We start from the raw sequence: 22,046 nt of genomic DNA on the forward strand, positions 1-22,046 counted from the left end.
GATCAGCAACGCGCCGGTCGTCGTGCGTGTCCTGTGCCGGTCGATGCGCGATATCGCGGGCCACAGGCGATGACCGAGGGGTCTCCCGCGCCCACTTGTGAGATTGAGGACTTGTGTCGTAGGACCGAACGGGGAGGAGAGGGCCCTACCCGTTTTGGGGCGGCCGACTCGCCCTGCGCTTTGTCCGGCGCTCTGACGGTGTGGGCGGGCATGATGGCGTCGTGGACGCGCTCGAACTCATCGTGGACGAAGGACGCCCCGCCAACGCGGGCCGCTTCTTCCAGTTGGGCGCGGACCTTCTCGCGCTTCTGGATGAACTCTCGGATGTCCCGGTCGCATGGCGGATCACCGAGCTCCGGACGGGCTCCGCCCTCGCGACCATCGCGCCGCCTGAGGGCGCACCGCAAGAATCCCGGTGGCTGCGGCTGGTCCACAGTTCCCTGGGCAGAGTTGGGCAGGGCGAACCTCTGCCCGACGAATGGACCCCCGACGCGGTCAAGACGGCCCACCGTTTCGTCGAGCACGGCCAGCCCGTGGACGGTGGAGAGGACTGGGTGCCCCCGCGCCTGGCCTTGGTCACCGACGCGCCCGCCGTTCCGCCGAGCGTCGAACTCACAGCTGCGCTCGGCGAGCGTCTGGAGGTCCTGCAGCCCTTTGAGCGCACAATGCCCGGGAGCGTGCGAGGTGAACTCGTGGGTCTTAACGTCTCTCGCGGCAACCGAGCGTCTCTGCGCCTGCCGAACAAGCGCATCGTGCGCGTCGGCTTCGACACGTCCCTGCGCGGCGAACTGAAGGACGCCTTGTACAAGCAGGTGGAGGTCAGCGGGGCGGTGAGGCAGGACGGCGACGGCCGCATCTTCCATATCAGGGCGGAGGACGTTCGGATTCTCGTCAAACCCGACCTGCGCTGGGCCGACCTCTTCGGCGTGGATCCCGACTTCACCGAGGGCGCCACGACCGAGGAGTGGTTGGGGGTGAACCGTGGCCAAGCCTAAGGAAGTCGAACGTGCGCTGCTCGATGCCTCTGCCCTGATCGGCTACCTCAAGGGTGAGCCTGCCTTCGGGTGCCTGCGGTCTCTCATGGAAGCTGTCGACCGAGGCGAGGTGACTCTCGTGGAGTCCACGGCGATCCTCGCCGAGGTCACGCCAGGCCACAAACGCGACACCGCGGCCCACGCGACCGCCCGCCAGAAGGTCAGGGCTCTCTTGGAGTCGCCAGCGACGGAGTTGGTCGATGTCTCGGCGCCCGTCGCGCGCAAGGCCGGCGAACTGCGGGTCGCTCACGGAATGACAACCTGGGACGCCGTGCACTTGGCGACCGGCATCCTCGCGCGGGTCGATGTCATCATCGTGGTCGACGGCAAGTTCCCCCACGGCGACTATGAAGGCGTCCGTGTCACAGGGCCGTTCGACGTGTACGAGGGCATGCTGCCGATCGAGATGTGAGCGCGCCGGCTCTGTCGCGAAGGACACGGTTTCGAGGCTTCTCAACCTGAGCCGGGCGCATCCATCCAACGCTCATCGGCACGCCGCTTCGCGGCAAAGTCGGAAGTGTCAGATCGTGATGCCCCGGGCCCGTAGGTGCTCACCGATCGGTCCAGAAGCCCAGTCGCGGTCGTAAAGGCTCACCTGCACGCGACTTGTGGCCGGATGACCTTGCAAGCCCTTGGGGAGGGTCGTGGTCTGGTTGCGATGGTCCAGCGCGACGATCCTGCTGTCGGCGAGGATGAGCTCGTCGGCCCTGACGAGGCCGCGACGACGGCCTCGGTCGACCCCTACGACCGTGTGCCACGGGACATCCATGCGGTACTTGTCGCGCTGCACCTGCACGCCGTCATCAGTCAGTGTGAGGGCCCGCCGCGACCCTCGAAGCATGATCCATGTCCCGAACGCCAACGACACCAGAACCGCCGGAATCGCGCGTACCGGGGGCCGTATGAGTAACAGCGAGAGAACGGCCACCACGGATGGCGCGAGAAAGGCCTCGAGGAGTGCGAACGGCTTTCGGACACGGAAGGTGCTCACACGGGCACGGTAGCCGCCGTGCTCGGTGCCGCAGCGGATGCGCCGGTGCGAAACCCGATATCCGACCCGCGGCATGAGCGCGTGTCCGCAGTTGCAGTTGCGGTCGGTTCAGTCCAGCGCCCGGCCAGACCTACGACGACTCTCGCGACGGGTGTTCCTTGTCCCAGTTCTCCACGTAGCGGGACACAGAACCAATGAGGATGAAACTGCCCGCAAGTCCGAGGGTGGACAACGCTAAACCTGCGATGGACAACGAGAATCCCTCCTTGACGAGAGAGTACGTTCCCACGACAAGCGAGAAGACGATAGAAAGGATCAAGGCGGACCGCACTCCCTTGCGATGGCCAGCGACCCAACGCTGTGACGGAGAAGGCGCGACATCCCACCGGCTCATATCGTGAACGTATGCGGTGAACCGGCCCGCGTCCGCGGATTGGCGCTCAGTGAGCGGACCGCGGCATGTGCGGACGCCTCTGGCAGTTGCTCTCGTCATGCCCCGCTGCAGGTTAGGCGGGCATAGGGTCCGCTCCATGGACAGGGGGCGAGCAGACTCGTGGAGCCAGCCGGCGTTGTGGAGGAGGTCGGGTAAATGAACGGGCCGTCGCTGGAGGGCCTACTCACGGGAGCCGCAGTCTCGCTTGTGGTGGCGCTCACTGCTGTCTTCATCAAGCGACGAGGTGGAAGCCTCCACGGCAGCGGCGACAGTGGCCGAGGCCCACATCCCCTGGATGTTTGGATGCTGGCGCACCTGCGATGGTTGCGCCTATACGCTGCAGTAACACTTGTCTTTGTGTTCGTAATCGTTGTTACGAATGCAACTCCAGGCCGTTGGTTTTGCTTCGGATTCATCGCTGTCCTGTATGCCACGGCATTCCTACGCGCCGCAACTTCGTTCGTGATGGCTTAGTGGGTACGGCGCTTTGGTCATGTTTTCGTCAAGACATTGCCGGTCCTAATGGGCCACCAAATGGATACTGATGGCACCGCTCGCAGTCGTCCGTCGGCGCGTCGTCGTTCACGTAACCGTGACTTAACTTGCCGCGCTGACAGCCCACGTACGTCGTAGGGTGCAGACGCCAAGGTGCGAATCAATGGAGGTTGGTGTGCTGGTCATCAGGCGAATAGCTCGGGACTGGCGGCGGACGGCTGCCACGGGCCTGTCGGTGCTGCTGGCCGTGACGGCGTTCGTCGTGCTTACCGGATCAGCCGAGCAGGCCCGGCTCGAGGTGACCTCGACGGTGGATGCGAACTACCGCTCGTCCTATGACGTGTTGGTCCGTCCTAAGGGCTCTCAAACCACGATCGAGGCATCGACCGGGCGGGTGCGCCCCAACTACCTCTCCGGGTTGTACGGGGGGATCACCACCGCGCAGGCCAATGCGGTGGCCCGGATCCCGGGCGTGGAGGTGTCTGCTCCGATCGCCATGGTGGGGCAGGTGTTTCAGACGGTTGACGTACCGATCGATGTGACCGACCTTGTGGGCGACTCAGGTTCCGCACTGCTTCGCTTCTCAACGACCGAAGAATCCATGCGGGGTCTTGCCAAGACCGCTGGCTCGGATGGCTACCTCTACGTAAGCAACGGGATCGACTTGGACTTGAGCGGGGAAGAGAACCCGGTCGTCCAATTGCTGCCCAGCGGCAAAACCGTACCAGTGTGTCGTGATGCTGCTCAGCGTCCAGACTCACCGTTCACCACGGATGCAAGATGGACCCCGCAGTGCTGGGACCGTTCCAACGGCAGCAACGGGACCCGCTGGCCCTACCAAGAGGGACACTTTGTCATCCGGGTTAGGATGTCCTTCCCGGTGACCGTCGCAGCCATCGACCCAGCGGCAGAGGCAGCCTTGACCGGGCTGGACCGGGCCATGGTCACCGGCAGCTACCTGACGCAGCAGGACACCGTCGGGTCGAGCGACCCGGGAGGCATTCCGGTGCCGGCCATTGTCTCGTCCCGGACGCTGGTCGACCAGACCGACCGGGTCAGGGTCGACCGGCTCAGTCCGGACGCCGTCCGGGCCTTGCAGCGTGGCCTGACCCGACAACAGGCCCGGGCCCTGGTGACCTCCTCGTCACCGGTTGACAGCAGGACGTTCACGTTGACCGCACAGCAGGGACATGATGCATGGCTGCAGGGCCAGCGAGGTGGGCTGCCTGGTGGCAGCCTGCTGCCCGGCCGGTGGATGGCTCCCTCGTCCGTGACCTACAGGCAGCGACCCGACGGGGTGCTGATGCCCGATCCGGTAAAGAACGACGCCTCGATCTGGACGGACACGTACTACCTCAACATCCCCTTCGCACCGGTCCCGATGGCCGCCGCTGACACCGGTTACCGGCAGATCACCGCGGCCACCCGCAACAGCAGGAGCACTGACCCGCTGCCACTGCTGGTTGCCAAAGGCACGTTCGACCCGAACAAGATCCGCTCCTTCTCCGAGCTGTCCAAACTGCCTCTGGAGACCTACCAATCACCGACCGTGGGCGCCGCCAACGACGCCACGCGTGCCGCTTTGAAGGGACGAGATCTCGCGCCGGACGCCAACCCCGCCGGGTATGTCCAGTCCCCGCCCTTTGTGCTGACCACCCTTAAAGCCCTGCCCGCTCTCACATCAAGGGCCTTCACCTGGCCCACCGACAGCAAAACACCGTCCGCGCCCATCAGCGCCGTTCGGGTCCGCGTCGCCGGCGTCACCGGAGCCGACCCGGCCAGCCGCGAACGCATTCGCCTAGCCGCCGAACGGATCACTCAGGCCACCGGCTTGGCGGTTGACATCACCGTCGGGTCCTCTCCGCGGCCCACCCCGGTCGCGCTCCCGGCGACCGCCCACGGCGCCCCGGCCCTCATGGTTAGCGAGAACTGGGTGCAGAAGGGCGTGGCGGCCACGGTCACCAGCGCCGTAGACCGCAAGAGCCTCGCCCTGTTCCTTCTCATCCTGCTCACTACCGCCCTGGCTGTGTCGATCTCGGCCAATGCCTCGGTACGGGCACGCCGCATCGAACTGGGGGTCCTGTCATGCCTCGGGTGGCGCCCCGGCCTGATCACTCGTCACGTGATCGGCGAACTTCTGACCGTCGGAGCCGCGGCCGGGTTGGCCGGAGCGGTGTTGTCGATCCCCGCCGGGCGCGCCTTCGGTGCCAGCGTCCCGTTGAGTCGGGCAACGCTGGCCGTCCCGGCCGCGGTCCTGCTCACCCTGATAGCCGGACTCATCCCCGCTCGACGCGCCGCTCGCGCCACCCCCGCCGACGCGATCCGACCCGCCGTCACCGCTCGCACCCCGATCAGAGTGCCACTCCGGGGACCTGCCACGATGGGCTTGGGCTATCTGCTGCGTACCCCGGCCCGGGCCATGACCGGCGCCGTCGCGCTGGCCATGGGCGTCGCCGCTCTCACCGCTCTCACCGGGATCAGCGTTGCCTTCCAAGGCTCGGTCGTCGGCACTCTGTTGGGCGACGCCGTATCTGTGCAGGTCCGCGGTCCCGACATCGTCGCCGCGGTCGTCATGACGGTGATCGGGCTTGGCTGCTTACTTGACATCCTCTACCTTGACCTGCGCGAACAAGCCCCGCAGTATGCCGCCCTACAGGCCTCCGGGTGGCGCGACAACACACTGACCCGCCTGATTACCACTCAGGCAGCGATCATCGGCGCCATCGGCGCCTTCCTCGGAGCCGGCCTGGGCCTGGCGGCCGTCGCGCTCCTGACCGGCATTACTGGACAGGTGCTGCTCGTCGCCGCCGGAATCGCTCTGGCGGGCCTCGCTGCCACGAGCCTGCTCGCCCTCCTGCCGGCCCGTCGACTGCGCCACCTGCCCACCGCCGAACTGCTGTCCCGAGAATGAGAAGGAACCCGTCATGACCTCCGCACCAGACACCGGCATCTCAGAGCGGACGGGTCTCGCCGTACGGGTCGAGCACGTCAGCAAGAGCTACCGCCTCGGCGACGGCAGCACCCTGACGGCCGCCGACGATGTCACCCTCCACATCGAAGCTGGCCGGTTCACCTGCGTCGTCGGTGCTTCCGGGTCGGGAAAGTCGACCCTCCTGCATCTCATCGGGGCCATCGACCGGCCTGACGCCGGCACGATCCGCGTCGGTGAACAGGACATCACCTCCCTGTCGCGGCGCGCGCTCGCCGACTATCGAGCCGGCGTGGGGTTCGTGTTCCAGCAGTTCCATCTCATCCCAGCACTAACCGTCACTGATAACGTCCTGGCCCCGTTGGTAGGTCGCAAGATTAGCGACGACCGGCGCGCCCGAGCCCACGATCTATTGGAGGCTGTTGGCCTCGCGGACCGAAAGACGGCGCTGCCCTCCCAGTTATCTGGTGGCCAGCAGCAGCGAGTCGCAATCGCCCGCGCTTTGATCGGGCGACCCAGTGTGCTGCTGGCCGACGAACCCACAGGCAATCTGGACTCACAGACTGCCGCCGGCGTCATGCAGCTTCTAGTTGATCTTCAGCACGAGCACGGCACCACGCTCGTGATGGCGACACACGACCAAGGGATCGCCCGATCGGCCGAACGCATCATCCACATCACCGACGGTCGACCCCACTCCGAGGCCATTTGATCAACACACATCACGGACCAAGCTGGCCACGTTTAAGGGGCTCATCGCAGATGTGCGTGAAGCGGGCTGGTGCCACCAGCGTCGCCCGCGCCCAGCTGATTGGCAAGGGCCTGATTTACTCCCCGAACACGGACGGATCGCCTTCACCGTCACAAGCATGGTCTACTTCCTCGCCCGTGAAGACCCAACCACGGGCCGCACCCACTGACGGCCCTCACGGACTCGAGGGCCCTCCGCGCGATCTCGCCGCAGGTGGCTCAGCATGTCCATCGTCGCGGAAGCCATCTGCCTAGCGTCACTAATAGCCTGTGCGCAGTTGCGCCACACCGTCCTCCTGCGCAGCGATGGCACAGTTCGAAATCAGTCGTTTCCGGTCGGCCAACGCTGTCGATTCGGATGGTGCCCGACCCGTCGACACCTAGCGCCCATGAGTCCGCATTTGGATCCGTCTTTCGCTGTCGTACCGGTCGAGGGCGCGGGCTGCCATGCCGGCGTGGCTATTAAAGGTTTGGTCAAGAAATATCGGGATTCTCGTCCTTTGTGCGGATCTGCGGAGGATGGTGCGAAGGGACCGGCTGATCCGCAGGGGGGAGGCTGGTTCTCGCGAAGGGGCGTGTGATGAAGGCTTCCAGCTCGGTTCAGAGGTCGGTTCGAGTGCAGGGGGCGAGGCCGCGCGGGGCGCGGCTGGTCGCGGTAGGAGCGGTCGCGGCGCTGGTCGCGGCCGGGCTCGGGACGGTGATCGCTCCTTCGGCGCAGGCAGCCGGGGTCGCGCCGTTGCCGGTGGGTCCTCGTCCGAACGCGACCCGGGTGGAGTTCCGGGCGGCCGAGCGGGTCAGCGCGAGCGTGGATGTCGGCACCGGGAACCTGCTGGTCACCACCACCGACCTGACCCTGCCCGGGGTCGACCAGGACGTCCAGCTCGGGCTGGACTTCAACAGCCTGCTGCTCGGCGCCGGGTCGGCGCTGCCGGCCGGCGCGGCCGGCAAGGGCTTCGCGACCCGGCTCGGGCAGGACACCAAGCTCGTCGCGAACACCGACGGCACCGTGCTCTACCTGGCCCCGGGCGGCCTCGAGGGCCTGTACACCCCGATCACCGGCACCAGCGGCTACACCAGCCGGCCGGGTTCAAGAACACCCTGACCAAGACCGGCACCACCGGCTGGACCCTGTCCGACCACGCCACCAAGGCGGTCTCGACGTTCACCGCGGCCGGGGCGCTGAGCAAGATCACCGACCGCAACGGCAACGCCACCACGATCACCTCGACGTCCATCACGGCCACCCGCGGCGGAGTCAACGCGCGCAAGGCCACCCTCGGGTTCACCGGCGGGCTGTTGACCTCGATGACGCAGGCCTCGGACACCGGCGGCTCACGGACCGTGACCTACGGCTACGACACGGTCAACCAGCACCTGACCTCGATCACCGACACCGCCGGCGGCGTGACCACCTTCGGCTGGGACGCCGCGGGGAACCTGACCTCGATCGACGACCCGTCGACCACCGTCCTGAACCTCGCCTACGACTCCGCCCGCCGGGTCACCGCCGTGGAGAAGGGCCCAGCAACCGGGACCCGGTCGGTCACCCGGTTCAGCTACCCCAGCAGCACCCAGACGCAGGTCGCCAGCCCGAACACCGACCAGACCCAGGCGGTGTCCGCGGTGCCGCACGTCACGTACACCCTCGACGGCACCGACCGGGTCACCCAGGCCGTCGACGAGCTCGGCCGGACCCGCAAGACCAGCTACACCCCGATGGCCGACATCGCCTCGGCCACCTCCCCGGCCGGTGCGGTCACCAGCGCCGCCTACGGCGCGAACAGCGGGGAGTCGCTGACCAAGGTCACCGCCCCCACCGGGGCCAGCGCGTCCTTGTCGTACACCTCCGGGTCGGTCAACCCGTTCGCCCCGACCGGGAGCACTGACCCGCAGGGCAACGCGGCCGTCATCGGCTACGACGGCGCCGGGAACCCGACCTCGAGCACCAACTCCGGCACCGGCGCGGTGGCCAAGGTCAGCTACCGGGCTGCTGGCACCGCCGGCGCCGGCACGCTGGCCACCTCCACCGACCCCGCCGGGAAGGTCACCAGCTACGGCATCGACAATGCCACCAACCAGATCACCTCGATCACCCCACCGGCCGGGTCCGGGCCCGGGGCGACCGCCCTGGCCTGGGACGGGTACGGCCGGCTCCAGAGCCTCACCGACGGCCGCGGCGTCACCACCACGTACACGTTACAACGGCGTCGACCAGATCGACACCATCGCCTACTCCGACGGCACGCCGTCGATCAGCTACACCTACAACAACTCCAGCCAGGTCCAGACCCGCACCGACGGCAACGGCACCGTGACCTTCACCTACAACGCCCACGACGAGCTGATCGGCCGCTCCGCCACCACCGGCGGCGGCTCCCTGAGCTGGGACTACGACCTGGCCGGGAACCTCACCGGGGAGACCACCACCCGCGGCACCAGCAGCTACACCTACGACGACGCGAACCAGCTGACCTCGATGACCCCGCCCGGCTCGGCCACCACCCGGTTCGGCTACAACGCCGACGGGCTGCGCGCCGACACCTGGTGGAAGGCCAACGCCGACCACAGCACGTTCATGGCGCACACCCACACCGACTACGACAGCTCGGGCCGGATCTCCGGGACCTGGACCTCCCGCAATAGCTCGGACACCACGAGAGTGTTCGACACCACCTACTGCTACGTCACCGTCGCCGCCGGCGCGCCCTGCCCGGTCTCGACCGCAACGTCGAACCCGACCAAGGGCCTGATCCAGTGGTCCCAGGACAACCTGACCGCCGCCCGGTCCATCTACAGCTACGACAAGGCGAACCGGCTCACCGGCGTCACCAACTACGGCGGGCACAGCTACGGCTACAGCTACGACGCGAACGGCAACCGCCTCACCGCCACCCGCGACGGCGTGCAGACCCAGTCGCTGACCTTCAACACCGGCAACCAGATCAGCACCGCCGGATACGGTTACGACATGGCCGGCAACACCACCACCGCCCCCGCCGCCGGCACCCTGACGTACAACGGCGCCGGGCAGATGGCCACCCAGCACAACACCACCACCGACACCACCTACACCTACGCCGGGCCCGGCCAGAACGAGCTGGTCACCCGCAAGGTCACCGGCGGTGACACCACCAAGTACGTCTACGGCCGCAACACCAAGCACGGCGTCCCAGGCATCGACATCATCATCGTCAACGGCAACAAGACCTACCTCGACAACGACCCCGACGGCACCCCCTGGGGATGGAACTACCCACCGGGCAGAAGGGCTACTTCGTCCTCGACGGCCTCGGCACCGTCGTCGGCATCGTCGACGGCCAAGGCAACACCCAAGCCACCTACAGCTACGACCCGTACGGCACCATCACCGCCGTCACCGGCACCGGCGCCCTCGTCGACGCCAACCCCTACCGACACACCACCGGCCTCTACGACCCCGCCACCGGCTACACCAAACACGGCACTCGATGGAACGACACCACCACCGGCCGCTGGACCACCACCGACCCCATCACCCGCCTGGCCGACCCCAACCAAGCCAACCCCTACAGCTACGCCGACGACAACCCCATCAACTACACCGACCCGACCGGCAAGCACCTCTCAACCTTTCTTGTAGGTTTTGCAGTATCGCTCACTTTCGCGACGGTGTGCACTGGCGTGACTGAAGGCATCGGAGCCGGGGTCTGCTTTGCTGCGGGTCTCGGTGCTGGGAGCTTGGTGACGGCGGGTCTTGATTGGGTCGTCTTCGGCGACAACTTCTTCAGTTTCTAGTCCCTACGTGAGGAGCCTTCTCATGCCACGCGACGCCGCAGATCTGAGACGTGTAGGCCGGGGTTTCATGGTTGTGATGTTCTGCGCGCTGGTTGGCATTGCGGTCGGCCTTGTGGCGGGAAACAGTACGGGGAACAGGGCCGTATGGGTGCCGGTCGTTGTGGCATCCCTAGGAGTGTTTTTCCTGGGACTGATCGCCGGCGTGATCGTCGTCATACTCGTGCGGCGGAAGTCGTCGTAGGAATGGCAGCCGGGGGGCGACTCCTGACGGGGGTTGGAACCGTGCTTCCCGCCGCTGCTTGACACAGCGGAAGCGATTACAGAGAGACTGTTCCTTCGTCGGGATGGAGCTGCCCACCGGGCAGAAGGGCTACTTCGTCCTCGACGGCCTCGGCACCATCGTCGGCATCGTCGACGGCCAAGGCAACACCCAAGCCACCTACGCCTACGACCCCTACGGCACGATCACCGCCGTCACCGGCACCGGCGCCCTCGTCGACGCCAACCCCTACCGCCACACCACCGGCCTACTCGACCCCGCCACCGGCTACACCAAACACGGCACCCGATGGAACGACACCACCACCGGCCGCTGGACCACCACCGACCCCATCACCCGCCTGGGCGACCCCAACCAAGCCAACCCCTACAGCTACGCCGCCGACAACCCCATCAACAATGTCGACCCAACGGGTAGGGATGCGGTGCGTTACTGGACCGAGTGGCTATTTGGGTATGCCGTAACTACGACCTGCGTCGCGGGGGCGACACTTGCAACCGGCGGAGTCGATCTTGTCGCCGCTCCCGCCGTCGGCATTGGCTGCGGTGCAGCAGGAGTCGTCGCTGGCGCCCTTCTTGAGGAGATCTGGTAGATGCGAGGCATACTCGCTGGAGGCACGGGCGCGCTATTTGCCCTGCTCATGATTCTCTTAGTTCAACGCCGAGGTGGAGGCCAGAAGACCATCAGTCGCTCCGCTCGTATCTGGGTAGTCGTAGGGGCTGCGCTCCTCTTGGTGCTAGCGGTGGTGGCGCTAGTTCAAGGGTCTTCTGCGACGGCTGTTCTGGCCCTCCTGGGCGCCATCGTGCTCGCCCTCCTCTCTCTCAAATGAGGTCTCCAAGGCACTCGATCGGCAGCGGTACAACACCGCGTCGCGACCCGGCACAAGATGTAACCGGCGCGGTTGCCGCTAGCACGGAAACATTCACCGTCCGCAGCAAAGGTGTGTCCACCCGGCTGAACGTCTTGCCCATCGAGCCGCCACGTGAGCGGCACTCGCCGCACCGGGCAACGTCCGCTATTCGGCATTATGCGCGTGATCCGGGTGGGTGCCGGAGTCGCTGAGTGGTCCTTCCTCGCCGCCGAGTGTGTGCCGTTGCTGGTCGGTGTCAACGTCGTTCATGCTCGCTGCGCTGCGCGTGCTCCACGTTGACGCCTCGGGCGCACCGGCATGGGGCGGCATGGATCGAGGAAGGCCCGGTTGGGGCTGGACCGGCGGGCGGGGTGGGGCAGTCATGTCAGGAGGCCTCGTGGTGGGTGCGGTCGAGGAGATTGGCGAAGAGCTCGGCTCGGTGGGTCTGTCCCTTGGCGGCCGCGTCGTCGTGCTGGGCGAGCAGGGTGGGCCGGAACTCGATGCTGGTCTGGAAGAAGGTGCACGTCTCGCAGATCGACTCGAAGGCGCAGTCGAGCGTGGGGGGCCTGGTGCAGTAGCCGTTTCCGAGGTGGCGGTGGTGTTCGCGGGACAGCCTTGCCAGGTTGGGTCCGAGCACGTCGGCCGGTAGCGCGCGGGCCTGGGCGTACAGGGCGTCGACCTTCTCGGTGACGGCGAAGTACTCGTCGGCGACGGTGCGGTTGGCGATCCTGGCGTAGCGCAGCGTCATGTCGAGCGAGCGGTGCCCGAGCATCGCGGCGATGGCCTCGAGGCTCATGCCGCGGTTGATGGCCTGGGTGGCCAGGGTGTGGCGCAGGATGTGGGGGTGGATGTGCGGTAGCCCGGCTGCGGTGGCGACGTTGTTCAGGATCCGGGTGACGGAGTGCCGGTCGGCAGGGCGGCCGTTCTCTCTGGGTAGCAGCAGCGGGTGGCCGGGCGGGACGTGCTGGTGGCGGTAGTCATCGATCAGCTGCACGAGTTGCGGGTGCAGGGGCAGGTAGCGGTCCTCGCGGAGCTTGCCGACCGGTACGTGCAGCCACGGGCCGGAACCGATGAGCACGACGGCGTCGGCGCGCAGCCCGGTGAACTCGCTGACCCGCAGTCCCGTGCGCAGCAGCACCTCGACGGTCACGCGCACGAGCAGCCGGGGGTCGTTGTGCGCGGCACGCAGCAGCTGCGCCGCGGCGGCGTCGTCGAGGGCCTTGGGCAGCGGGTGGTCCTGGCGGGGCAGGTCGCCGGGGAACATCGGCACCCGCGGCGGGGCTTCGTCCCAGCCCCATTCGTCGATCCGGACGAAGAACATCCGCAGCGTCCCGAGCCGGTGCGCGAGCGTCGCGGTCGAGGCACGCGGCTGGTGCTGCCCGGGCCGGGCGGCCAGCCACGGCTTGTAGTGCTCGATGTGGCGGCGGGTCACCTTGGCGACGCTGGTGACCTCGGGGGCCTGCTCGAGCAGGAACCCGGCGAACGAGCGCAGCGCCTGGTCGGTGTTGCGGACGCTGCCCGGGCGCAGCACGCAGCCGATCTGCTCGAGGTAGCGGCGCATCGTCGCGGCCAGTTCCGGACGGGCCGCGTCCAGCTCGGCCCAGGTCCGCATTGGCGCCGTGCCGTTGTGGCCGCGGGGGTTACCGCTCGGTGATCCAGGCAATGGGCCGGGCGACGCCGGCCGCTTCACCGCCACCGCGGTGCTCATCGCCGGCTCCCGGTGCTGGCGTCCGGATGGCCGGCGAAGACCTGCGCGTCGATGACCTCGGCGGCCTTGCGGTACTGCGACGCGAGCCAGTCGTCGGCCAGGTGCAGATAGATCCGGGTCGACTCGATCGAGGCGTGCCCGGCTTGGGCCTGGATCGCCTCGAGGGCCATCCCGGCCTCCCGCAGCCGGGTCAGGCAGGTGTGCCGCAGCTCGTGACAGGTCGCGTGCGTCAGCCCAGCCCGCCGCCTCGCACCAGCCAACACCTCGTCGATTCCTCTGACGCTCAAAGGGTTCCCTCGGTTCGGACCCTTGAGGACGACGAACACCCGATCGGTGCCGCTGATGCCCGTGGCCCGCGGTCGTTCCGCCTCGAGGTAGCTGGCCAGCTCGGTGAAGAACCGTGAGGACACCGGCACGAGCCGCTGGTGCCCACCCTTGCCGTCGGCGATGAACAGTCGACGCTCGGCCACCCGCACGTCGCCCATCCGCAGCCCGAGGACCTCGCAGCGACGCAGCCCACCGAGGACCATGGCTGCGACCATCGCCCGGTCCCGGTGGGTGCGCAGCGCGCCGGTCAGCGCGTCGACCTCGGCAGGGGTCAGGATCCTCGGCAACCGCCGGACCCGGCGCGTCAACGGGACACCCTGACTCGGTCGTTGACGCTCACGACGACTGGGCAGTCCCCGCGGCACCGGGTTGCCGGCCACGTCCCCCCGGGCCTGCAGGTATCCGAAGAAGCCCGAGATGCTCGACAGCCGACGAGCGACCGTGCTCGTCGCGACGCCCGCCGGTTCACCGTCCGCCACCACCGCCTGGACCGGCCCCGCCTCGACGCGGCCGGTCCGCTGGGCGGTGATGAACCCCAGCACATCAGCCGGGACCACCTCGGGCGGATCCTTCGCCACGGTGGTGAAGAACAGCTTCAGGTCGTACGCCGCAGCCAGCACCGTGTTCGGCCGGCACCGACCCTCCAAGAACTCGAGGTAGTCGTCCACCAGGGGCATCCCGAGGCGGACCGCTACCTCCCCAGACGGCCGACGAGAACGGATCAGACACGGATACAAGACAGGCATTTCAGGCCCTCCAACATCAGAGGCGAGCAGCCACCACGGCTCATCGAAATGTCCTGCAAGATCACGTGCATAACAAGCAGAGTCGGACGTTTACTGCCCTCGAATGTCCATGTCCATGTCCATGTCCTCGACGACGGCGTCGGCGCCGGCTACGTCGAGCTTTCGACCGCGGGCTGGGGTCTTCGCGTAGCCGATTGCCCGCACGCCGGTCGCGTGAGCGACCTGGATGTCTGTGACCGAGTCCCCGATGAGGACCGCGTCTTCTGCCCGGACCTGGGCGAGGTCCAGTGCTGCGAGGACCAAGGAGGGGTGGGGCTTCAACAGGTCCGGCCGTCGCGGTTCACGGCCAACGATGCCCCGGACGAGGCTCGTGGCGTCGTAGCGGTTGAGGTAGGTGACCACTGAATCCGCGGCGTTGTTGCTGACGATCACGACGGGCTTTCCTACCCGCTTGCAGGCGCGGAGGAAGTCGAGCGCTCCGGGTGTCGGGTCGCTGTGTCGTGCGGCCTCGACCTCTGCGTCTATGCAGGCCTGCTCGACCGCTGCGAGACGGTCGGCTGGGCCCGTAGCGCTCCAGCGGAGTACGGCGAGGTGATCGGTCGTCGTCGTCACGTCGGGTGGCGTATCCAGGCCAGCAAGGGGCGCGCGTGCTGCGTCTGCCGCGTGGGCGTTGGCCGGTGGCGGCATGAGCAGGGTGATGGGGCCGTCGAAGTCGAGCAGGATTGCGTGGGCCTCTTCGACGAGTTGGGCCGCATTGTGGCTCATGACGTTGGGGGTGCCGCGATGGTGTCCCAGACGCTGTCGAACCACAGTCGGGTCTGCGTGACGAACAGGGCATCTGCGGATTCGGCGTCGCCGTCGTCGGTGCGCTGGAACATGACGGCGTCCTTGCCCATCGGGTCGAAGATCGCTTGTCGCTTGCTGCCGATCCGAACCTCGTGGCGAACGACGGGGTAGTAGCCGAAGAAGGCGTCGATCCCGTTGACGATGTAGACCTTGAAGAGTGGCGCAGACCCATGGAGGCGGGTCTCGACGGTTGCCTTGCGAACCAGGCCCAGGTCAGCGAGTTCCTCGACAGTGGCGGTGATGGCTCCCGCGTGACGCGTGCTGATTTCGGCCATGCGCGCACGGGCTGGGCCGCTGGCCCCGGGGTTGTTGTCGACGTTGACCGGCAGCGACAAGGGCCGGCTCATGTCGGACAGGAGCATGCGGATGCGGATGGAAGACGGGGACAGGCGACCGCTGCGGATCTTGTCAAGTGGCTCGGCGATGATGCCGTGCAGCGTCTCGGCTGTGTATCCGGAGAAGTCGATCTCGACGTTCGGCTGCTCAAACGCGCGCTCAATGTGCGGACGCAGCCCGATAGGTCGCTCGGTGCGGGCCTTGGCAAACACACCGCTTCCCTGCCGCGACACAGTCAGGCCTTCGTCCTTCAGGATGCGCAAGGCCTGCTGCACGGTCATCCGGGCCACCCCATAGCGGCGCGCTAGCTCCACCTGGGACGGCAACTTGTCTCCGGGCGCGATCTGCCGCGTCAGGATCGCCGCGCGCAGGGCAGCCGCCACCTGTTGGTACGGCGGGCGCGGGTCGTCGGGGTCCAGGCTCATGGCCTCAGGCTACCGAGTTGGCTAGCCGGGCTGGACAAATCCGTCCAAATGCTTGACATGGCTAGCCAAGCTAGTCCAGATTGTTCGAACCAACTCATTTGGCTAGCCAACCTAGTCATTCAAGGAAGGGGTTCGAACATGTCGAGTTACGCGGTGGACAGCAAGCGGGCGGGGCTTCGCTCGACGGGGATCGTCAACGAGGTTCGGGAGTGGGAGGAGCGCGACGGCAAACGACGCCCGTCGGAGGCGCAGGCGCGGGATGAGGCGACCGGGATGCCGCTGTGGCAGGTCGAGGTCGTCTACCGGCAGACGACTTTCGGCCGGGAGTCGATGACGACGGGTGTCGTCGAGCTGGGCTGCCCGCACCGTCCGGTGCTGGGGGAGTTCGCGCCGGTCGAGTTCGTCGACCTGACGGTCGAGGTCCGGGTCAACAAGGCCGGTGGCCTGTCGGAGATGTGGCGGGCCGACCGCCTCGCCGACGAAGGCAAGCCCGCCGGCCAGTCTGGCTCGGCTGGTTCGGGTTCGGGTCAGGGTTCGAAGGCGGCGTGACATGACGTCCTCGACGGCTTCATCGCGTGGGGTTCGGGGGTCGGCTGCGGTCGGCTCCCGGGCCCTGCGCTGGTCCGGCTCAAGCGTGCGGGTGCTGCTTGCCGTCGCTGAAGGGTGGGGCTGGTGGGCTCGGCGTCACCCTCGGTGGGTGGTCGGGTTCGCGCTGCTGGCGCTGCTTGCGTCCGTGACCCAGCCTGATCCCACCGCGGCGCGAGTGCTCATCAGCGCGGCCGCTGGGCCGGGTCTGGTGGTCGCGGTGTGGGAGTGCCGGTGGCCTCGCGGGTATCAGCGCTGGCTCGCCGGGCCGTCGCGTCGGTTCGGGTGGCGCCGCTGGGCTCGCCGCACGTGGCCGGTCCTGGCGCGGGAGTGCGGTCTGTCGGTGCAGCGCAACGTCCGGCGCCGCACCTGGGCGTTGGCGCGTCGCACCGGCCGGGTGCAGGTCTCCTCGACCGGGACCGCGTCGGAGTGGGTGCCGCCCCGGCTCATGAACGTCCTGACCTCCGGCGACACGCTCACGCTGCGAGTCCGGGCCCGGATGGGCCAGACCGTCGAGGACCTCGAGAACGCCGCCCCGGCACTCGCCGCAGCCGCGTCCGCGGTGTCGTACCGGGTGCGGCAGTGGAGCCCGTCCGTCCTCGACATCGCCCTGGTCATGCGGGAATCGCTGGCCGCGACCGCCGATGCGCAGCTGCCCGAACCGCTCGGGCCCGACCTGACGGTGGACACCGTCACTCTCGGACGGAGGCAGGACGGCACCGCGTGGGCGCTGCAGGTCCGCGGACGGCACACCCTCGTCGTGGGCTGTTCCGGTTCCGGGAAGGGCTCCATGCTCTGGGGCGTCTGCGGCGGCCTGGCACCCGCCGTGCGGGCGGACCTGGTCCGGCTGTGGGGTGTCGACCTGAAGCGTGGCGTCGAGGTCATGATGGGCCGGCACCTGTTCACCACCGTCGCGGTCACCCCCGCCGACGCTCTCGCGACCCTCACTCGGCTCCTAAGGGTCATCGAGGACCGCGGGCGGGCCATGGCCGGCGTCTCCCGGCTCCACCAGCCCAGCCCGGGCGACCCGCTGCACGTGCTCGTGATCGACGAGCTCGCCGCCCTGACCGCCTACACGGACGCGGACACGAAGCGGGAAGCCTCGCGGCTGCTCGCTGAGATCCTCACCCAAGGCCGCGCCCTCGGCGTCGTCGTCCTGGCGTGTGTGCAGGACCCCCGCAAGGAGGTCGTCGGGATGCGGGGCCTGTTCACCCAGACCATCGCGCTGCGGCTGCGGTCGGCCGAGGAGACCCGGATGGTCCTGGGCGATGGCACCGCCGCCCTCGCCCCGGCGCACCGGCTTTCCCCGGCCGCGCCTGGTTCCGCGTGGGTTGTCGAGGAGGACGGCACTCTCGACCGGGTTCGGGCCGACTACTGGTCCGACGGCCTTGTCCGCGCGGCCGCTGCCACCTTCGCCGCTCTCGTCGTGGAGGACGCCCTCGTGGAGGATTTTGCCGCCGAGGAGCACGTCGACGATCAGCCCGACGCTGGGGTCACGCCAGACCGGGACGTCGCCTCCATGGGGCCGCGCCGTACACCGCGGTCAGGTCGCCAGTCGCGCAGTTCACGTACGCCTCGCGCCGGCCGACCCCGGGAAGCTGCTTCCTCAGCGTCGGGGTCGAGCGGCTCCGGGCCTGAGGCGGCGTGATCGCCATGCGCAGACAGGCTGCCCTCGTCGCCCTGCCGGTCCTCCCGCACGTGGACGGCCCGGTGCCCCGTTCCCTCGCCCTCGGCGGCTGGAAGGAACACGGCACCTGCCGCCAGACCGACGCCGAGCTCTGGTTCGCCGAGACCTCCCGGCGCATCCACGCTCGAGCCGCGTCCATTTGCCACGACTGCCCGGTCCGCCGCCCCTGCCTGACTTGGGCCTTGGTCTTCGACGAGGACTTCGGCATCTGGGGCGGCCTCGGAACGGCGGAACGGCGCCCGCTCCGAAGGCGGCTGACCCGGGGGGAACCCGTCGTCGTCGTCATCGACGAGGCACTGTCGGCATCCGGCTCGACGTCGGACTTCGGGTCTGCCGCTGGGGGCGAGGTCGCATGACCGCGCTGTCTCGCTCCGCTCGGTGGGCAGCCCTGGAGGCTGTGTGGTGCGAGGCCGCCACCGCCTCCACCCGCCACCCGCTCGGGTCGGTGGCGTGGCAGGCGCTCGGTACCTGCGGTGCCCGAACCGACCTGCCGTGGACCGCCGAGCCCGGAGAGATCGGCCCGTGGGATGCCGAGTCGATGCGCACGCTCTGCCGCTCGTGTCCCGTCCTCACCGACTGCGCCGCCTACGTCGACGCCTCCGGGGTGTGCGCGGGCTGGTGGGCCGGCACGAACCGGGACCCGGACTACACCGAGCCCGAGCGGCCCGGCTGGGTCAAAGCCCCCGGGGCCACTGGCAAGCATCCGGCCTGGCAGGGCGTCCTGCCGCTCGGCGGTGCCGCATGAGCAGCCACCGCCCCGCTGCCGTCGCGTCCGCTGGTGGTGTGACCGGGGTCGAGCGGCGCCTGCCGACCCGCGCCCACCAGGGCGTCACCACCGACATGGCCGTCGCCGCCGCGGAGAGCGCCGGGGTCTGCATCCGGCCGCTGTTGCGCCAGGTCACCGACCGCGCCACCGGCGCCGTCACCACCGTCCCCATCGCGTGCGGCTCCACCCGGGAGAAGGTCTGCCCGTCCTGCGCCGACAAGGCCCGACGGCTGCGGATGCACCAGTGCCGCGAAGGCTGGCACCTGACCGAAGACCCACCTCGCCACCTCGAGGCCGAGCAGACCGAACAGCTCGACGACGACGACGGAGTCGAGGAAGACGAGGAAGACGAGGACCAAGAAAAGGAGGAAGGAGGCCCGGCGCCGCGACGGGTGCGTTCGACCCGGCATCTGTCCGGCTTCCCGGACCTGCCCACGATCCCGGTGCAGGACCGCACCATCGGCACGGCGTTCATGGACGAGAAGACGGGCCGTACGTACCGGCCCTCGATGTTCCTCACCCTCACCCTGCCGTCGTACGGCAAGGTGCTCCCCGGCGCCGGCGTCCCACGCAACCCGAGCCGGTACGACTACCGGCGTGCGGCACTTGACGCGCTGCTGTTCCCGCGGCTGGTCGACCGGTTCTGGCAGAACCTGCGCCGCGCCGCCGGCTACAAGGTGCAGTACTTCGCCGCCGTCGAACCGCAACGCCGCCTCGCCCCGCACCTGCATGCCGCGGTCCGTGGCGCCATCCCGCGAGCCACCATCAAGGCGGTCGCCCGCGCCACCTACGCCGCGATCTGGTGGCCCAGCATCGACGAGGTCGTCTACGACGGCGACACGCTCCCGACGTGGGACCGCGATCGCGCGGCGTACACCGACCCGACGACCGGCGCCGGGCTGCCGACGTGGGAGGACGCCCTCGACCGCCTCGATGCGGGTCGCGAGAACGGGCACGACGTCGAGCCGATGCACGTGCTCACCCTCGGCAAGCAGGTCGACATCAAGGGCCTGCTTGGCGGAACGCCCGACAGCGACCGCGCGGTTAGGTACCTGTGCAAGTACCTGACGAAGTCCATCGCCGACACCTACGCCACACAGCCCGCCAACGACCCCGCCGACGAGCTCGGTGCTGAGTCCCATCCGTCCGCGGTCGCGTACGCGCGGCACATCGACCGGCTGCACCGCGAAGTCCGGTGGCTGCCCTGCTCCCCGGGCTGCGCGAACTGGCTGCGCCACGGCATTCAACCCAAGGACCCCGGCCCCGGCCTGATCCCGGGCGCGTGCCCGTCCAAGGCCCACGACCGAGACAATCTCGGCCTTGGCGGCCGCCGCGTCCTGGTCTCCCGGCACTGGTCCGGCAAGACCCTCACCCAGCACAAAGCCGACCGAGCCGCCGTCGTCCGCGCCGTGCTGACCGAGGCCGGCATCGAAGCCCCCGAGGCCGACCGGCTCGCCGCCGACGTCCTGCACGCGGATGGCCAGCCACGGTTCGTCTGGGAAGACGTCCCCGTCCGCGACCGCGACTACACCGCCGTCATCACCGCCTCCCTGAGACAAGCCCAACGCTGGCGCACGCAGTACGACGACGCCAAACGCACTGCGGCACAACGTGAAAGCCAGCGCGGGTCACCGCCCGGCGAACCTGTGGACAGTCATTCGGCAACGACCCAATGCGCGCCGACCGGTGCGCAGCCAGATTGAGAGGAGAGCAGTGATGAAGCACCAGAAGGAAGTTCCGGCGCTGGCCTACCGCGTGGATGAGGCGGCCGAGGCCCTCCGTCTGAGCCGATCCGTCATCTACGAGCTGATTCGGTCGGGCAGGCTGCGCACGGTGAAACAGGGGAGTCGGCGGCTGGTCCCAGTCGTCGCGCTCCAGGACTACCTCGAGTCGCTGTCCGAGGACGTCGCATGACCGAGCGAAGGTCGAAGGGCGACGGTGGGCTGCACTGGGACGAACGTCGACAACGGTGGATCGCCACCGTCACCCTCGGCTACGACGGCCGTGGCAAGCGCATCGTCAAGAAGGGCTCTGGCCGGACCAAGACGGAGGCCAAGCGCAAGTTGCGCGAGGTCCTGCGCGACAACGAGGACGGGGTCGCCCTCGGTGATGACACGTACACGGTGAAACAGGCGGTCGAGGACTGGCTGGCCTTCGGCCTCAACTCGCGCGACGAGGAGACCCGCGCCGCCAACGAGAGCCTCAGTCGCAACCACGTCATCCCGCACCTGGGCGCGCGACGCCTTCGGGATCTGACCGCACGTGAGGTCGATGCTTGGTTGCTTGGGCTCTCGGAGAAGCTGAGCACCCGGACGCTGCGCGGTGTACGGGCTTGTCTCGTCCGCGCGGTGAACCGGGCCATGGCTCGCGACAAGGTCAAGCGCAATGTGGTGCTTCTCTGCAGCGTCCCGACAGGTCGACCCGGTCGCCCGTCGAAGTCGCTGACGACCGAGCAGGCCCGCGACGTCCTGACCAAGACGGCCGGCGACTGGATGCACAACTACATCGTCGTGTCGCTGCTGACGGGCGCTCGGACCGAAGAGCTGCGCGCGCTCCGGTGGCAGCACGTACACCTCGACGGCATCCCGAGCTCATCGCCGCCCGTGCCTGCCTACGTGGAGGTCTGGCGTTCGGTCCGGTCGGGCGGGGACACCAAGACGCGAAAGTCGCGGCGGACGCTGGCTCTACCGACCAGGGCCGTCGATGCTCTCCGGCGTCAGCGGGTCGAGCAGGCCGAGCTGCGTCTCCAGGTGGGGGAGCGTTGGACAGACAACGGCCTCGTGTTTCCGAGCAAGGCCGGCACGCCCATGGACCGAAACAACGCTCTGCGTGCCTTTCGCACGGCTCTCGCGAAGGTGCCGAATATCGAGCCGAGGGATTGGTCGCCACGAGAGCTGCGGCACTCGTTCGTGTCGTTGCTCTCCGACTCGGGTGTCTCGATCGAGGAGATTTCTCGCCTCGTCGGTCACAGCGGGACGAGCGTCACCGAACTCGTCTACCGCCACCAGATCCGCCCGGTCCTCCAGACTGGCGCGGTGGCCATGGACAGCCTCTTCGGGACAGGCGATGCGGAAGGGTAGTCAC

At 68.2% G+C, this 22,046-nt stretch carries 19 protein-coding genes and 1 pseudogene; 15 read left to right on the forward strand and 5 right to left on the reverse strand.

Annotated features, from left to right (window positions below):
• The first annotated feature begins 221 nt into the window (after positions 1-221).
• Both ABD194_RS01195 and ABD194_RS01200 read left to right on the forward strand, forming a co-directional pair.
• Complete coding sequence (locus ABD194_RS01195; protein ID WP_343986259.1) at positions 222-995, forward strand: hypothetical protein; 774 nt, start codon at positions 222-224, stop codon at positions 993-995.
• A complete protein-coding gene (locus ABD194_RS01200; RefSeq protein WP_343986262.1) occupies positions 982-1,446 on the forward strand; it encodes a type II toxin-antitoxin system VapC family toxin in 465 nt (154 codons plus the stop codon). Before ABD194_RS01195 ends, ABD194_RS01200 begins: the two co-directional genes overlap by 14 nt.
• A 108-nt stretch (positions 1,447-1,554) precedes the next feature.
• On the opposite strand, the gene ABD194_RS01205 is transcribed toward ABD194_RS01200, so the two are convergent.
• The gene (locus tag ABD194_RS01205) at positions 1,555-2,025 is read right to left on the reverse strand and encodes a hypothetical protein (RefSeq protein ID WP_343986265.1); all 471 of its coding nucleotides are present in this window, start codon (positions 2,023-2,025) and stop codon (positions 1,555-1,557) included.
• A gap of 1,091 nt (positions 2,026-3,116) precedes the next feature.
• Here ABD194_RS01205 and ABD194_RS01210 point away from each other — a divergent pair.
• From ABD194_RS01210 to ABD194_RS01230, 6 genes and pseudogenes are all read left to right on the forward strand, one after another.
• Positions 3,117-5,864, forward strand: coding sequence for an FtsX-like permease family protein (locus tag ABD194_RS01210; protein ID WP_343986269.1), 2,748 nt, complete (start codon positions 3,117-3,119; stop codon positions 5,862-5,864).
• A 13-nt stretch (positions 5,865-5,877) separates the two neighbouring features.
• On the forward strand, positions 5,878-6,594 hold the full coding sequence (locus ABD194_RS01215; protein ID WP_343986272.1) for an ABC transporter ATP-binding protein: 717 nt from the start codon (positions 5,878-5,880) through the stop codon (positions 6,592-6,594).
• A gap of 654 nt (positions 6,595-7,248) precedes the next feature.
• The gene (locus ABD194_RS01220; protein ID WP_343986275.1) at positions 7,249-7,734 is read left to right on the forward strand and encodes a hypothetical protein; all 486 of its coding nucleotides are present in this window, start codon (positions 7,249-7,251) and stop codon (positions 7,732-7,734) included.
• Between the two features lie 1,473 nt (positions 7,735-9,207).
• Positions 9,208-9,777, forward strand: a pseudogene (locus tag ABD194_RS21665) (RHS repeat domain-containing protein); the annotation flags it as partial.
• Between the two features lie 98 nt (positions 9,778-9,875).
• Positions 9,876-10,406 (forward strand): RHS repeat-associated core domain-containing protein, encoded by a 531-nt coding sequence (locus ABD194_RS21565; RefSeq protein WP_425579926.1) that lies wholly within the window; start codon positions 9,876-9,878, stop codon positions 10,404-10,406.
• Between the two features lie 344 nt (positions 10,407-10,750).
• Entirely contained in the window at positions 10,751-11,278 is a 528-nt protein-coding gene (locus tag ABD194_RS01230; protein ID WP_343986281.1) for an RHS repeat-associated core domain-containing protein, read from the forward strand.
• Between the two features lie 643 nt (positions 11,279-11,921).
• Here the strand turns inward: ABD194_RS01230 and ABD194_RS01235 are convergent.
• The 4 genes from ABD194_RS01235 to ABD194_RS01250 all read right to left on the reverse strand — a co-directional run bounded on the left by ABD194_RS01235 (position 11,922) and on the right by ABD194_RS01250 (position 15,924).
• Positions 11,922-13,148, reverse strand: coding sequence for a tyrosine-type recombinase/integrase (locus ABD194_RS01235; RefSeq protein ID WP_343986284.1), 1,227 nt, complete (start codon positions 13,146-13,148; stop codon positions 11,922-11,924).
• 92 nt (positions 13,149-13,240) lie between these two features.
• Complete coding sequence (locus tag ABD194_RS01240) at positions 13,241-14,248, reverse strand: tyrosine-type recombinase/integrase (protein ID WP_343986288.1); 1,008 nt, start codon at positions 14,246-14,248, stop codon at positions 13,241-13,243.
• Between the two features lie 159 nt (positions 14,249-14,407).
• Entirely contained in the window at positions 14,408-15,082 is a 675-nt protein-coding gene (locus ABD194_RS01245) for an HAD family hydrolase (RefSeq protein ID WP_343986291.1), read from the reverse strand.
• A complete protein-coding gene (locus ABD194_RS01250; RefSeq protein ID WP_343986294.1) occupies positions 15,079-15,924 on the reverse strand; it encodes a GntR family transcriptional regulator in 846 nt (281 codons plus the stop codon). Before ABD194_RS01250 ends, ABD194_RS01245 begins: the two co-directional genes overlap by 4 nt.
• 138 nt (positions 15,925-16,062) lie before the next feature.
• Between ABD194_RS01250 and ABD194_RS01255 the strand changes: the two genes are divergently transcribed.
• From ABD194_RS01255 to ABD194_RS01285, 7 genes are all read left to right on the forward strand, one after another.
• Complete coding sequence (locus ABD194_RS01255; RefSeq protein ID WP_343986297.1) at positions 16,063-16,473, forward strand: hypothetical protein; 411 nt, start codon at positions 16,063-16,065, stop codon at positions 16,471-16,473.
• Positions 16,474-16,621: 148 nt separating this feature from the next.
• Complete coding sequence (locus tag ABD194_RS01260; protein ID WP_343986300.1) at positions 16,622-18,157, forward strand: FtsK/SpoIIIE domain-containing protein; 1,536 nt, start codon at positions 16,622-16,624, stop codon at positions 18,155-18,157.
• A gap of 5 nt (positions 18,158-18,162) precedes the next feature.
• On the forward strand, positions 18,163-18,552 hold the full coding sequence (locus ABD194_RS01265) for a WhiB family transcriptional regulator (RefSeq protein ID WP_343986304.1): 390 nt from the start codon (positions 18,163-18,165) through the stop codon (positions 18,550-18,552).
• The gene (locus ABD194_RS01270) at positions 18,549-18,941 is read left to right on the forward strand and encodes a WhiB family transcriptional regulator (protein WP_343986307.1); all 393 of its coding nucleotides are present in this window, start codon (positions 18,549-18,551) and stop codon (positions 18,939-18,941) included. Before ABD194_RS01265 ends, ABD194_RS01270 begins: the two co-directional genes overlap by 4 nt.
• Positions 18,938-20,665, forward strand: a complete 1,728-nt coding sequence (locus ABD194_RS01275) for a replication initiator (protein WP_343986311.1) — start codon at positions 18,938-18,940, stop codon at positions 20,663-20,665. Before ABD194_RS01270 ends, ABD194_RS01275 begins: the two co-directional genes overlap by 4 nt.
• Positions 20,666-20,678: 13 nt before the next feature.
• On the forward strand, positions 20,679-20,876 hold the full coding sequence (locus tag ABD194_RS01280; RefSeq protein WP_343986314.1) for a helix-turn-helix domain-containing protein: 198 nt from the start codon (positions 20,679-20,681) through the stop codon (positions 20,874-20,876).
• Positions 20,873-22,042 carry a site-specific integrase gene (locus ABD194_RS01285; protein WP_343986317.1) on the forward strand — a complete coding sequence of 390 codons (1,170 nt, stop codon included), beginning with the start codon at positions 20,873-20,875 and terminating at the stop codon, positions 22,040-22,042. Before ABD194_RS01280 ends, ABD194_RS01285 begins: the two co-directional genes overlap by 4 nt.
• Positions 22,043-22,046: the final 4 nt, after the last annotated feature.

The sequence above is a fragment of the Terrabacter terrae genome (genome assembly GCF_039529575.1).
Taxonomy (GTDB): Bacteria; Actinomycetota; Actinomycetes; order Actinomycetales; family Dermatophilaceae; genus Terrabacter; species Terrabacter terrae.